6 protein-coding genes are annotated in these 13,168 nt (G+C 72.7%); 3 read left to right on the top strand and 3 right to left on the bottom strand.

Annotated features, from left to right (window positions below; translation table 11 throughout):
• Positions 1-241 precede the first annotated feature (241 nt).
• From ACFY3D_RS05855 to ACFY3D_RS05845, 3 genes are all read right to left on the bottom strand, one after another.
• Positions 242-2,482: a DEAD/DEAH box helicase gene (locus ACFY3D_RS05855; protein ID WP_389975386.1), complete on the bottom strand. Its 2,241-nt coding sequence runs from the start codon at positions 2,480-2,482 to the stop codon at positions 242-244.
• 193 nt (positions 2,483-2,675) lie between these two features.
• Positions 2,676-6,056, bottom strand: coding sequence for a BTAD domain-containing putative transcriptional regulator (locus tag ACFY3D_RS05850; protein WP_389975383.1), 3,381 nt, complete (start codon positions 6,054-6,056; stop codon positions 2,676-2,678).
• A 61-nt stretch (positions 6,057-6,117) separates the two neighbouring features.
• A complete protein-coding gene (locus tag ACFY3D_RS05845) occupies positions 6,118-7,572 on the bottom strand; it encodes an MFS transporter (protein WP_389975380.1) in 1,455 nt (484 codons plus the stop codon).
• A gap of 82 nt (positions 7,573-7,654) precedes the next feature.
• On the opposite strand from ACFY3D_RS05845, the gene ACFY3D_RS05840 reads away from it, so the two are divergent.
• The 3 genes from ACFY3D_RS05840 to ACFY3D_RS05830 all read left to right on the top strand — a co-directional run.
• The gene (locus ACFY3D_RS05840; RefSeq protein WP_389975376.1) at positions 7,655-8,344 is read left to right on the top strand and encodes a winged helix-turn-helix transcriptional regulator; all 690 of its coding nucleotides are present in this window, start codon (positions 7,655-7,657) and stop codon (positions 8,342-8,344) included.
• Positions 8,345-8,590: 246 nt separating this feature from the next.
• Positions 8,591-9,115, top strand: a complete 525-nt coding sequence (locus tag ACFY3D_RS05835) for a hypothetical protein (protein ID WP_362903933.1) — start codon at positions 8,591-8,593, stop codon at positions 9,113-9,115.
• A 777-nt stretch (positions 9,116-9,892) separates the two neighbouring features.
• Positions 9,893-13,168 (top strand): hypothetical protein (locus tag ACFY3D_RS05830; protein WP_389975373.1); only part of this gene is annotated, 3,276 nt, incomplete at its 3' end.

Here is a 13,168-nt window from a genome sequence, read left to right as displayed (position 1 = left end):
ACCCGATCCGGCGTCAACGAGTCACGACTCTCGCTGACGTGGCGTTGTCAGGGCGGCTGCCCCTGCCTGGAGGCTCGTCCGAAAACGGGTCGCGCCGCCCTGCCCGCGCTTGTGAAAGTTTCACAGAAGTTACCGCTTTGCAACAGGGGGGTTTGCGCGATTTAACGCGAACCTGCCGCACCGTGTCGCGGTCGGCTCCTCGCTCCTCGCGTCGACCGCCGAAGGGCGGCGAGCGCCCTTCTCAGTCTTGCGCCGGCCGTGCCGTCGCGAGGCGTCGCTGTTCCTCCTCGACGATCTGGCGGGCGAGTGCCTGTTCCGAGATGTCGACCGCGTCGGGGGTGGAGTCGGCCAGGTCGCTGCGGCGGGCGTAGGTGTCGAAGAGCCCGGCCTTGCCGCGCAGGATGTCGAGCATGCGCTGGTCGACGCTGTCGGCCGTGAGGATGCGGTGCACCTGGACCTTGCGCACCTGTCCCATGCGGTGGGCGCGGGCCACGGCCTGGCTCTCCATGGTCGGCTTGACCTGGGGCTCGCAGATGATCACGACGGAGGCGGCCTGCAGGTTGAGGCCGACCCCGCCCGCCTGGATCTGGCTGAGCAGTACGGCGTGTCCCTGGGCCGCGGTGAACTCGTCGACGACCTGCTGACGGCGGTCGGCGCCGAGATCGCCCGAGATCGGCCCGTGCACCCGGCCGCCGGGGTCCCCGGGGGCCTGGGGGGTGCCGGAGCCGCCGAGGGCCTGGTGGACGGCGGCCATGACGTCGCGGAAGTAGGAGAAGACCACGACCTTGAGACCGTTGCCCGCCGCCTCGTCGACGAGTTCCAGCAGCCTCTGGAGCTTGGCCGACGTCTCCGGTACGGCGTAGGCGGCCCGGCGCATCGCCATGAAGTTCCCGTCGGCGACGGCCTTCCGGTAGGCGGCGAGGTCCGCCTCGCCGAACTCCTCCCACTCGTCCACGTGGACGAGGTCGGGCAACTCGGTGAGCACGTCCTCCTGGTTGCGGCGCAGGTAGACCGGTGCCACGGCCCTGCGGAAGGCCTGCGCTCCCGCCGCCCCCGCGGCTCCCGCCGTCGCGTCGCCGTTCCGGAGGGCGGGGATCAGATCGGGCCTGAGATAGCCGACGAGGTTGCGGAACTCCTCGACGCGGTTCTCCATCGGGGTCCCGGTCATGAAGAGCACCCGCTCGGTACGGTCGCACCACCGGGCGACGGCCTGGGAACGCCTCGCGGCCGGGTTCTTCACGTAGTGGGCCTCGTCGACCACGAGCATCCCGAGCGCGACGTCGTCGGGAATCTCCAGCCGATGCAGGGTGTCGACGGTGGCCACGGCGACGCCGCCGGTGCGCACCCACTCCGCGAGGGCCGCGGCCCGGTCGCCGCCGCGCAGGGAGTAGGCCCGCAGCGTGCTGCGGGTCTCGACCTCGCGCACCCAGTTGATCAGGACGCTGGCCGGGCAGGCCACCAGGAAGTGGCTCTCGCCGCGCGCCCGGAGGTGCGCCAGGACGGCGATGGCCTCGATGGTCTTGCCCAGGCCCATCTCGTCCCCCAGGATCACCCGGCGCTGGGCGAGGGCGAAGCGGGCGCCGAACGACTGGTAGCCGCGCAGGGAGACCCTGCGGTGGGTGTCGTCGAGGTTCTGGGCCTTCACCCGCGAGGAGATGTCGTCGGGCAGGAAACCCTCGGAGGCGACCCTGTCGGGTTCCGTCGCCGCGATCTCGGCGAGCAGGTTGTAGTACTCGGACGCGCGGAACTCGAAGTCGACCCACGCCTCAAGGCCGGAGACCGGCGGGCGCAGCAGGTCCACGGAGACCTGGCCGAAGAGCAGCGCCGTGTCGGACGCGTTCGCCTCCGCGATCACGTCCTCGATCCGCGCGACGGCCTCCCGCGCCCGGCGACGGCCCTCCTGGCCCGCGAGCAGCATCCGCAACCACCCGCGAGCGGGTTGTGCGGCGGGCAGAAGCGAGGCGAGCCGCTCCGCGATCCTGCGCGCGGCGGCGCCCGCGCGCGGCAGGTCGGGGCCCGCGTTCACCAGCCGGTTCAGTGCGATCAGCAGGGCCGTGGTCTCGTCGTCCTGCCGGTCGACGTCGATCCGCAGCGCCACCGTCTCCTCCACCGCCTTGGCGATCTGCCCGGCGGCGGCGTGCGCCTGTCTCGCGTTCCACGCCCCGACCCCGGGGAGCAGTTGGAGCGCGTACGGCGTGGTGTCCAGGATGTCGAGGACCGTCTGGTGGCCGGCCTGTTCGAGGGCGCTGACCCGGAGCCGTCCCACGGTGACGTCCTTCAGGCGTGCCAGGGGAATGGACCCGAGTTCCTCACGTGCCAGGCGCGTACGCACCAGGGAGAGCGCCCGCTGGACGTCGGCGCGCGCCTCGGCGTCGTCGGCGAGCAGGGTGCGCGCGTGGGACCCCAGGCGCCCCGCCCTCTGCAGGAGGGCCCTGACCTGCCCGGGGGTGGGTGCCGGATCTTCTCGCTCGACGTCGCCCAAGCCCTCGTCCCTCCCCTCACGGCCCGATCACGGCAGTTCACCGTCGCCAACGGCCGGTCGGTTGTCAACGACCGGCGACGCCGGACACGGCATCACAGCCCTTTGCCCGGTAACGAGCCGTTCATGAGTTCCGGAACGAAGCTGATGGGCCGGGGCCTCGGTCCCGCCGCTCGCCGGGTCCGTACCGCCGCCTTCATGGCCGGACGGCGAGCGATCCGGCCTCGTCGAGTGTCAGGCCGCCGCCGCGTTCGAACCGGGACGCGAAGCCGTCCTCGCCCAGTGCGGCGCGCGTTCTCGCCGTGATCCTGTCGATGTCGCCGCGCTCGGCGGGGGCCGGTGGCATCGCCGTCGACAGGCGGGCCGAGGCCGCCGCTCCCAGCAGCCGGGCGGCACGGTCGTGGTCCCCGGCGAGGGACAGCGTCCCCGCCAGGCCCTCCAGGGCACGCATCACGTCACGGACGGCGTCGAGTTCGCGGGCGATCGCGAGGCTCTCCAGGTGCATGGTCCGCGCCGTCGCGGCGTCGCCGCGCTCCTCGAAGACGAAACCGAGCTCGACCAGGATCATCGGTAGGTGTACGAGATTGTCCGTCACCCCCTCCTGCCTCGGAGTCCACCTCAGGACGGTGCGCAGGTGTGTCTCCGCGGCGTCCAGCCTGCCCTCCCTCCTGGAGGCGTAGGCGAGCACCGTCTCCGCGAAGATCTGCCCGCCCTGGTGGCTCTGCTCGGCGGCGAGCCGTGCCGCCCGCTCGCCGGACTCCCGCGCCCGGGTGTGGTCGCCGCGCTGGAGGGCGATCCAGCCGACCCAGGCGAGCCGTACGGCGACCTCGGGCCAGAGCCCGAGCTCCTCGGCCATGTGCAGCCCGTCCCGGTGCAGCCGGTCGGCCCGCTCGTAGTCGCCGGTCATCTCCGCCAGCCCGCCGAGCCACTCCGTCGCCTGCAGCCGGCCCCAGCGGTCGCCGAGCTCGCCGAAGAGTTCCGCTCCCCGCTCGCTGTCGCGTTCGAGCGTGGCCACGTCGCTCCGGATGTGCGCGTGTTTGGCCCGGGTGACGAGAGCCGCGGCCGTGCCCCACCGGTCGCCGAGGGCGCCGAAGGCGGTCAGTGCCTCGTCCAGCAGTTTCTCGCCGGCCGACAGGTCGCCGGTGCCCATCCCGGTGAAGGCGAGGAACCACTGGGCTCTGGCGCGCTCACCCGGGTCGTCGATGTCCTCGTACAGACGCATGGCCGCCTGATCGGCCACCTCACCGTGCATGAACGCGATGCCCGCCTGCCAGGCGAGGGCTCTGGCACGGAGCGCGGGGATCCGCGCGGCGTCTGACACGTCAGCGGTGACGCCCGACGTGTCAGCGGTGAGGCGTGGCGTCTCGGCGGTGATGTCCGGGACCTCGACGGCGAAATCCGGCGTCTCGACCGTGATGCCTGGCGTCTCGGCCGTGAAGCCCGGCGTTCCAGGCGCGGAACCCGGCGTCTCGGTGGCGATGGCCAGCGCCGAGGCGAGGGAGCGCCGGGCTTCCGCCAGCCTGCCGCGCAGGAACCAGTACCAGGTCATCGCGTTCACCAGTCGCAGCCCGGCCTCCCTGTCCCGGCCGGTCACCGCGCCGTCGAGCGCGGTGCGCAGGTTGGCGGTCTCCGCGTCGAGGCGGCGCAGCCACAGCCTCTGGTCGTGCCCGTACAGGTGCCGTCCGGCCTCCTCGGCGAGATCGACGTAGTGGCGCCGGTGGCGCCGCCGCAGGGACTCGAACTCGCCCGCCTCGTGGACGCGTTCGACGCAGTAGGCGGCCACCGACTCCAGGAGACGGTAGCGGGGGCCGTCGGCGGTGTGGGTGACGGTGACCAGGGAGCGGTCGACCAGGCGTACCAGGAGATCGAGCACGTCGGAGGCCGGAAGGTCGTCGGCGCCGCAGACGGCCTCGGCGGCGGGCAGCGTACAGCCGCCGGTGTGCACGGCCAGACGGCGCAGGGTGAGGCGCTCCGGGTCGGTGAGGAGGTCCCAGCTCCAGCTGATCATCGTGTGCAGCGTCCGCTGGCGGGGCGGGGCACCGCGATACCCGGTGGACAGGAGACGGAAGCGGTCGTCGAGGCGGGCGACGAGACCGTGCACGCCCAGCGCGCGGACCCTGGTGGCGGCCAGTTCCAAAGCGAGCGGGATGCCGTCCAGGCGGCGGCAGAGCGTGGCGACCGCCGGTGCGGTGTCCGCGTCAAGGGTGAATCCGGGGGCCGTCGCGCGGGCGCGGGCGACGAACAGCCGTACCGAACCGGTTCGCTCCAGCGCTTCGAGGTCGGCGGTGGCGTCCGGCGTCTCCAGGGGCGGTACGTTCCAGACCACCTCGCCGGTGAGGGCGAGGGGTTCCTGGCTGGTGGCGAGGACGCGCAGGCCGGGAACGGCTCGCAACAGGAGTTCCGTCAGCTCGGCGACCGGCTCGACGAGATGCTCGCAGTTGTCGAGCACCAGCAGCAGCCGCCGGGGGCGGAGCGCGCCGACGAGCCGGTCCAGGGGATCTCCTGAACCGGCGCTGTCATGGATGTCCAGCGCCGTGGTGACCGCGTCGATCAGCGAGCCCGCCGTCTCCAGGGCGCCGGGCCGGTCGAGCGCGGCCAGCTCGACCAGCCACACGCCGTCGAGGAAGGCGTCCGTCAGCTCACGGGCGGTTTCGACGGCGAGACGGGTCTTGCCCACCCCGCCGGGACCGGTGAGGGTGACCAGGCGGCCGGTGCGCAGCAGGGCGCCGATCTCGGCGGTCGCCTCGCCCCTGCCGATCAGGTCGGTGAGGGGCGCGGGCAGGTTCGTGGCGGGCCCGGCCGGGGGAGAGTCCGGTGGTGCGGGTGGGTCGAGTGCCGGATCCCGGGCGAGGATCGCCCGCTGCAGGGCGATCAGCTCGGCGCTCGGATCGAGACCGAGTTCGTCGGCGAGGTGGGCGCGGAGCTCCTCGTAGCTGTGGAGCGCCTCGGTCTGCCGTCCCGAACGGTAGAGGGCGCGCATGTGGGCGGCGCGCAGCCTTTCCCTGAGGGGGTGCCGGGTCAGCAGGTCGCCCAGCTCCGCCGCGAGCCCGGTGTGCTCGCCGAGGGCGAGGCGGGCCTCGGCGTGGTCCTCGTGGGCGGTGAGCCGTTGCTCGTGCAGACGGGCGATCACCGGCTGGGTGAAGGGCTCGTCGGTGAAGTCGGCCAGCGCGGGGCCGCGCCACAGGGCGAGCGCGTCGGCGAGCAGCGCCGCCCTGGCCCGGGGGTCGTCGGTCCGCGTCGCCTCCGCGGTGAGGGACAGGAACCGCCACGCGTCGACCGCGTCGGCGTCGACGCGCAGCACGTATCCCGGAGGCGGCGACACCACCAGCTTCCTGGCGCCGGGCTCCGCGTCCTCCAGTACCCGTCGCAGCTGCGAGACCTTGGCCGACAGGGCTCCCGCCGGATTGCCCGGCGGATCCTCGCCCCACAGGTCGTCGACCAGCCGGTCGGCGGGCACCGGGCGACCCTCGTGGACGAGCAGGTCGGCGAGGAGGGCGCGGACCTTCAGCCCGGGGACGGCGACGGGCCGGCCGTCCGCCGTCCACACCGCCAACGGCCCAAGCACCCCGAATTTCATGAACGTCACCATAACGCGCACGATCTCGCGGGCCGGGCCGTCCGCGAACCCCGCGCGGGACCTACCGCGACTCGACGGTCACCGGGGTCTCCCGGCGAATTCCGGTGCCGGCCCTGCCGCGCCCGCGCAGGCCGAACGCGACGACGGCCGCCGCGGCGAAGGCCATCGCGAACGGGATGACCAGGGCGGTGCGGAAGCCGTCGAGCTGGGTGAGGAGGGACCCGCCGGAGCCGGTGGCGGCGATGTTCACGGCGGTCACCGCCGACAGGCCGAGCGCCGCGCCGAACTGGAAGGAGGTGTACAGCAGGCCGCCGGCGAGTCCCTGCTCCTCCTCGGCCACGCCGTCGGTCGCGGCGATGGTGAGCGGTCCGTACGCCAGGGCGAAGCCGAGACCAAGAATGATCATGGTTGGGAACATCGCCGCGTACGTCCAGTCGAGACCGACCGGCAGGAACAGCGCGTAGGCCACCGCGGCGAGGCACAGCCCGCCGAAGATCACCCGGACGTTGCCGAAACGGTTCACCAGCAGCGGGGTGAGGGTCGGCGCGAGGATGGCGTCGATGCTGACCGCCAGCAGGGCGAGGGCCGCCTGCAACGACGACCAGCCGCGCAGTTCCTGCAGGTAGAGCACGACGAGAAACTGGAACCCGAAGAAGGAGCCCCCGAACAGCAGCGCGCCGAGGTTGGCGCGCACCAGCGGGCCCGAGCGGAGGATGCCGAGACGCACCAGCGGCGCCGCCGACCGCCGCTCGATCGCCACGAAGGCGACGATCAGCGCGACTCCGACGGCGAGCGCTCCGGCCGTCCAGGCCCATCCCCCGGTGGGGTCCTCCAGCCGGACGACCGCGAACACCAGCGTCATCATCGCCGCGGTCACGGTGACCGCTCCGGCCAGGTCGAAGCCCCGCGTGTGACGGTACGGACGCTCGCCGCCCGGGATGAGGAGAAGCGCGGCGACGAGGACCGCGGAGGCCATGATCACCGGGGCGAAGAACACCCACCGCCAGCTGATCTCGGCGAGCAGGCCGCCGACGACGAGGCCGAGCGAGAAGCCGGCCGCCGCCGTACCCGCGTAGACCAGCAGCGCCCGGTTGCGCTGCGGGCCCTCGGCGAAGTTCGTCGTGATGATGGACAGACCGGCGGGCGCCATGAACGCGGAGGCCACTCCCGTCACGAAACGGGCGACGATGAGGATCCATCCCTCGGTCGCGAACCCGCCCAGGCCGGAGAAGACGATGAACACGCCGAGCCAGGCCAGGAACATCCGCCGCCGGCCGAGCAGGTCGGCGGCCCGCCCGCCCAGCAGCATGAAACCGCCGTAGCCGAGCACGTACGAGCTCATCACCCAGCTCAGCGAGCCCGTGCTCAGGTCCAGGTCGGAGCGGATCGACGGCAGGGCCACGTTCAGCATCGCCACGTCGATCCCCTCCAGGAAGATCGCACCGCACAGCACGAGCAGCATGCCCCAGGCACGCCCGCTCATCCGGTCCGAGGGTGGGGACAGTGGTGTGGACACGAGACGACTCCTCGAAGAGGCGCGGGAACCGTGATCGGTTCTCTCTTGTAAGTAGTCGCATCATGAGACACCATCGATGACCATGGAAGAAGGCACTTCGAAGTCACCGAGTCGCTGCCCCGATACCGACGGCGCCCACGGCGCCCACAGCGCCCACGATGCCTACGACGCCCGTCAGTGGGACACCCGGGAAGACTGCGAGGTCCGCCAGATCCTCGACCGGGTCGCGGACAAGTGGTCCCTGCTCGTCATCGCGCTCCTCGACAGCCGCACCCTGCGTTTCACCGAGCTGAGCCGCGAGATCGACGGCGTCAGCCAGCGCATGCTCACCGTCACCCTGCGCCATCTGGAGCGGGACGGCCTGGTGCGCCGCACCGTGCACCCCGTCGTGCCGCCCCGGGTGGACTACGAGCTCACCCCCCTCGGCGTGACCCTGCACGACACCATCCAGTCGCTCGTCACCTGGACGGAGCGGCACCAGAACGAGATCGCCGCCGCCCGCGCGACCTACGACGCCCGCGCGGACACCGCGCCGGCCGCGACACCGTTACGTAACGAAACTCACCCCCCGGTATCGTTACGTAACGAAACTCGGGCCGTGGCGGCATCGCGTGAGGAGAGCGCTCGCGGCGAGATCCGCTCACGGTGCGAGGTGTGCGGCGAACCGATCCACGCCGCGCGCACGGGCCGCCCCGCCCGGTTCTGCACCGCGGCGTGCCGCCAGAAGGCGCACCGCCGCCGCTCGCGCGCGGCCCTGCGGCCCTCCGGCTGACCTTGCCCCCTGGCCGTTCCCGCGCGGCCCCGCGGCTGACCTCGCACCCCGCCATTCCCCGCAGCCCCCGTGGCCTTCGCCTTTCCCCGCGTTTCGCACATGACCTCGGCGAGAGGCAGGGCGTGGGACGGATCTCGCCAGGGCGGGCAAAGGATTGCCAAGGGGGTCCGTGTCGCGCCCTCCAGTCGGGGTCGCAGCGTGTCTCCTGTCCAGGAGTAATGGCACTGCTTGCCTGGAGGGGCGGAGATGAGGAAGTTACTTCATGCCGGCGTGCTCGCGCTCGGCGTGTTCACCGCGGGATGCGGCGGCGCCGGCGACGGGAGTGCGACCGAGCCGATCGTCGCGGACCAGGTCAAAGCGTCACCCACCTCGCCGGAACCCTCCGACTCGCTCTCGCCCTCGGAGGCGACCAGGGCCAAGGTCGAACTGGGTGAGACGAAGATCGGAAAGGTTCTGGTCGGCGAGGAGGGGCGGACGCTCTACCTCTTCGACAAGGACAAGGACGGGAAGTCGTCGTGTTCCGACGCCTGCGCGCGGGCGTGGCCGCCGTACGTCACGGACGGGACGCCGGAGGCGGGTGAGGGCGTCAAGGAGGACCTGCTCGGCACCACCGAGCGGGAGGACGGTACGACGCAGGTGACCTACAACGGCCATCCCCTCTACTACTTCGCCAAGGACACCGAGGCCGGCGAGATCAAGGGACATGACGTCGACGGCTTCGGCGGCGAGTGGTACGCGGTCAACGCCAAGGGGAAGAAGGCTCACGACTGAGCCGACTCGGGAGGCGTACGGCCGACCCGACCTGACAAAGGCGCGACCGAGCCGACTCGACGGAGACGCCACCGGGCCGACTCGGGAAGGGCGCGTCCGAGCCGACCCGATCCGACGGAGACGCCACCGACCCGACTCGGGAAGGGCACGGCCGACCCGACCCGACAGAGGCACGACCGAGCCGATCCGGGAGGGGCGGCCGAGCCCGCCCGTGAGGCGGGGGACTCGCCGCCCGGGCCGTCGCACGCCCGCCGGGACGCTCATCGGGCCCGGACCGTCTCGCCCTGCGGGTACACGTTGTTTGTCTAGTTCGCGAGATCTGTGCTGGACAAAGCCGGAAGCGCTAGAACAGGGGGAGTACAGCCCGGCCGCCGTGAGCGGCCCGTGATGGGGAACGTGCCAGGGCGACGCGCGTCACTCCTCAGAACCACCTGATTCCGCCCGGGGTGGCTCCGGTCCGCAGGCCGGAACCCCCCCGGGCGGTGCTCGGACGCCGAGCCTCCACGGGGAACGAAGAGGCCGGCGTTTCGCCGTCGGATCGCGCGCGTGAGCGATACCGAAAGGACGGCACGAGAACCCCCGCACCGTTTTCTCTGGGGCCGGTGCGGGGGTGTGCCTCCCGGCGGGGCCTCCTCGGCGACGTCGTTTTCGACGGGCGCCGATCCGGCGATTCGGCCCAACCCCTGGACCCGTAAGGCCGGGCATGGTTGCATCTCGACTTGTCCAGAATTGATCTGCTGGAGAAGACAACGACGATCGCATGCCGGCGGGGGCTGAATGGGGCGACCCGAAAGGGCACTCGATCCCGACGCGAGCCCACTTCAGCGGTTCGCGTCAGAACTACGGCAGTTGCGGGAGGCAGCGGGAAAGCCGAGCTACCGGGAGTTGTCCCGGCGCGCGCACTACTCGGTGACGGCACTGTCGGAGGCGGCCGGAGGGGAGATCTTCCCCACGCTCGCGGTCACCCTCGCCTACGTCGAGGCGTGCGGCGGCGACCCCGCGGCCTGGGAGAGGCGATGGCGGACGCTGGCCGCGGAGTTCGCCTCGGCGGACGCCGCCGAGCGGGCCAAGGAGGGCGAGGACGCCCCGTACCTGGGGCTGGTGACCTTCGACCCCGGTGACGCCGACCGGTTCTTCGGCAGGAAGGACCTGGTCGCCGAGCTGTGCGCGCGGCTGGAGAACACCTCCCTGCTGGCGGTCTTCGGCCCGTCGGGGAGCGGGAAGTCGTCGCTGCTGCGTGCGGGGCTCCTGCCGACGCTGTGGGGCGGAGCGCTGCCGGGGAGCGAGGCGTGGCCGACGCTGCTGCTGACCCCGGGCGAGCATCCGCTGGAGGAGCTCGCGATCGGCCTGGCGAACGCGATGAGCGTGAGCGCCTCCTCACTCCACGCGGGGCTGACGGCAGGGCACGCGAACGCCCGCCTCGACGTCGGGCAGCTGCTGGAGGGACGGCCGAGGTCGGCGCGTGCCGTGATCGTGGTCGACCAGTTCGAGGAGGTCTTCACGCTCTGCGGCGACGAGCGGGAACGGGTGGCCTTCCTCGACTGGCTGCTCGCCGCGGCGGACGGCGGCGACCGGGCGCGGGTGGTGCTGGGGGTTCGCGCGGACTTCTACGCCAGGTGCGCGGAACATCCGCCGCTGGTGGCCGCGCTGCGCGACCGGCAGCTGCTGATCGGGCCCATGGACGACGACGATCTGCGGCAGGTGGTCACGGGACCGGCGACCCGCGCCGGGCTCAGGGTCGACCGGGCGCTCGTCGAGGCCATTCTCGGCGACTGCCGTACGGAGCCGGGGGCGTTGCCGCTGCTCTCGCACGCGCTGCTGGAGACGTGGAAGCGGCGCAAGGGCGACGCGATGACGCTCACCGGGTACCGCGCGGCCGGGGGCATCCAGGGGGCCATCGCGCAGAGCGCCGAGCGGGTCTACGGCGAGTTCGGCGACGGGGAGCGCCACCTGGTCAAGAACGTGTTCCTGCGCCTGACGGCGCTTGGCGAGGGCACCGAGGACACCCGCCGCCGCGTCGCCCCCGACGAGCTTCTCTCCGGCCCGAACGGTACGGCGGTGGCGACCGTGCTGAGCAGGCTCACCGAGGCCCGGTTGCTCACCGTCGACGAGGACAGCGTCCAGGTGGCGCACGAGGCGGTCATCCGCTCCTGGCCCAGGCTGCGGGGCTGGCTCGCCGAGGACCGGGAGTTCGTCCGTCTTCACCGGCGGCTCACCGAGGCCGCCGCGGAGTGGGGGCAGCACGGGCGCGAGGACGAGCTTCTCTACCGGGGGATGCGCCTGACCGCCTGGGAGGGCCGCGAACTCGACCGGCTCAACGACCTGGAGCGCGCCTTCCTGGAGGCCGCGCGGGCACGCGAGGCCCGTGAGCGCGCCGCGAGCGGCAGGCGGGTCCGGCTGGCGCTGATCGGCACGACGGTGGTCGGAGTGGTGGTCTGCGCGCTCGCCGTGATGGCCTTCGTCCTGGCGGACCGGGCACAGCACGGCCAGGAGCTCGCCTACTCCCGCCAGCTCGCCGCCGACGCCCGCGGCAGGCTCCAGCTCGATCCCCAGCTCGGCCTGCTGCTGGCCCGGCGGGCGTACGAGGTCAGCCACACCGTCGAGGCCGCCTCGGTCCTCAGGCAGGCCGTCGTCGACTCCCGGGTGGGTTTCATCCTGCCCGTCGCCGGCGGCAAGGTCTGCGGTGCCTCCTTCTCCCCTGACGGGCGCCTCCTGGTCACGGGCAGCGGTGACGGGACCGTACGGGTGTGGAAGGTGAACGGTCGGGGCCTGTCACCGGACGATCCGGTCGTGCTGCGGGGACACGACGGCGAGGCGTGGAACCCGGTGTTCAGCCCCGACGGCCGCTACGTGGCCGCCGGGGGCCTCGACGGGACGGTGCGGGTGTGGGACCTGACGGGTGTGGAGGCGCCCGAGGTTCTGCGAGGACACGAGGGAGCGGTGTGGAACGTGTCCTTCAGCCCCGACGGGCGGCGCCTGGCCGACGCCGGCAACGACGGCACGGTGCGGGTGTGGGACCTCGCCGACGGCGGGGCGCCGAAGGTCCTGCGCGGGCACGAGGGGCGGGTCCTGGGGGTGGCGTTCAGCCCTGACGGCAGGCGCCTGGTCACCGGGGGCGGCGACGGCACGGTACGGCTGTGGGACCCGGAGGGCGAAAAGCGGCCCACGGTGCTGCGCGGACACGAGAACTCGGTGGAAAGCGTGGCGTTCAGCTCGGACGGCGACCGCCTGGCGAGCGCGAGCACCGACGGCACCGTGCGGACGTGGGAGGTGCCCGGTGCGGGCGCGGGCGGGCACGACGGCACCTCCAAGGTCCTGCGCGGGCACGACGGCACCGTCGAGGGGGTGGCGTTCGGCCGTGACGGGCGGATCGCGAGCGTCGGCAACGACGGCACGGTCCACGTCTGGGGCGCGGGCGGCTCCATCGCCCCCCTGGTGCTGAGCGGTCACCGGGGCACCGTGTGGAGCGCCGCGTTCAGCCCGGACGGCCGCACGCTCGCGAGCGCGAGCGACGACGGCACCGTACGGATGTGGGACGTGACGGCGGCGGGTGACGCCGCGATCGTGCGCGGTCACACCGGGGAGGTGTGGAGCGCCGATCTCAGCCCGGACGGGCGGCGGGTGGCGAGCGCCGGCAGCGACGGTACGGTCCGCGTCGGGAGCGTCACCGGCGAGGGCGACGCGGTCGTGCTGCGTCCGAAGGGCGGGGAGGTCCTCGACGTCGCGTTCGGCTCGGACGGGCGGCGGGTGGCGGGCGCGCTGGAGGACGGCGTGGTCCGCGTCTGGGACGCCTCGGGGCGCGGGGAGCCCGTGCTCCTTCGCGGTCACCTCGGGATGGTGTGGAGCGTCGCGTTCAGCCCGGACGGGCGGCGGGTCGTCAGCGGCGGCAACGACGGCACGGCCCGCGTCTGGGACGCCTCGGGAGCAGGGGAGCCGCTCGTGCTCCGCGGCCACCGGGGAGCGGTCAGATACGTCGCGTTCAGTCCGGACGGGCGGCGGGTCGCGAGCGCGGGTGAGGACGGCACGGTCCGGGTGTGGGACGTCTCGGGACGC

It is taken from the genome of Streptosporangium sp. NPDC000509, assembly GCF_042898365.1.
Lineage (GTDB): Bacteria > Actinomycetota > Actinomycetes > Streptosporangiales > Streptosporangiaceae > Streptosporangium.
The sequence above is the reverse complement of the archived record's forward strand: the minus strand, read 5'-3'. Positions and strand labels throughout refer to the sequence as shown.

Excerpts from the sequence above, each read along its gene's own strand:
- ACFY3D_RS05835 (WP_362903933.1), top strand. The coding sequence starts at position 8,591 with ATGAGGAAGTTACTTCATGCCGGCGTGCTCGCGCTCGGCGTGTTCACC.
- ACFY3D_RS05850 (WP_389975383.1), bottom strand. The coding sequence starts at position 6,056 with ATGAAATTCGGGGTGCTTGGGCCGTTGGCGGTGTGGACGGCGGACGGC.
- ACFY3D_RS05840 (WP_389975376.1), top strand. The coding sequence starts at position 7,655 with ATGGAAGAAGGCACTTCGAAGTCACCGAGTCGCTGCCCCGATACCGAC.